We start from the raw sequence: 829 nt of genomic DNA on the forward strand, positions 1-829 counted from the left end.
CCATGCGTTCCGCATGGACTAACAAGTTGCGCTTTGCCGACCTGGTGGTTATGGCGGGGTGGCTGCACCCGTTCCCTTTCCGAACACGGCCGTGAAACGCCCCTGCGCCCATGGTACTTCGTCTCAAGACGCGGGAGAGTAGGTCGCTGCCAGGTCTGCCAAACGCAACTTCGCCTCATCAAATCAAGGCAATCCCAATCTTCTCTGATCACAAGCGATAAACCCAAAAGGTTTATCGCTGAAACGGCCAGGCCGTGTTACAATAGGCCGCTGACGCGGCCTTTGCCGCTTCTGGAAGAATGACACGCCTAACTCTACGGCGTATCGCACGGCATCCTGAAAGGTGCCCACATCACACACGATAAACCGCCCTGCGGTTTACGTGGTTAACGCAAGCCGCTTAGCGACTTGCTACTCGCGACAAATCCTCCGGATTTGCGCTGGACAAGACGACAAACCGCTTTGCGGTTGGCGTCGATGGCGCGGGGTGGAGCAGCCCGGTAGCTCGTCAGGCTCATAACCTGAAGGCCGCAGGTTCAAATCCTGCCCCCGCAACCAATCTTTCCCATCCTGACACTCAGCCCGCTTCTCCCGGGCTTTCCTGTATTGTAAGCGCGAATTTCGCCACACCTTCTGTAATTGATTGAGCTTTGGCATGAGGTGTCCACCTAAAAAAGGTGGACACCAAGTGATGGAAGAAGGTCAAAAACTTGCCGTGCGGCTGGTTGGTCGGAATGGACGACGCCGTTTCGATCAAGGATCGAAGGACCGCCTTGTTGCGGCCTGCCTTGAACCGGGCGCATCGGTATCGAAACTTGCGCGCTTACAC

At 56.3% G+C, this 829-nt stretch carries 1 tRNA gene, 1 rRNA gene and 1 pseudogene; all 3 read left to right on the forward strand.

From position 1 onward, the window contains the following. The first annotated feature begins 40 nt into the window (after positions 1–40). A 5S ribosomal RNA gene (rrf, locus tag QDY28_RS30910) occupies positions 41–155 on the forward strand. 326 nt (positions 156–481) lie between these two features. After that, a tRNA-Met gene (locus tag QDY28_RS30915) sits at positions 482–558 on the forward strand. A gap of 130 nt (positions 559–688) precedes the next feature. Then, positions 689–829, forward strand: a pseudogene (locus tag QDY28_RS30920) (IS66-like element accessory protein TnpA); the annotation flags it as partial.

This window comes from Rhizobium sp. BR 362 (assembly GCF_036528765.1).
Taxonomy (GTDB): Bacteria; Pseudomonadota; Alphaproteobacteria; order Rhizobiales; family Rhizobiaceae; genus Rhizobium.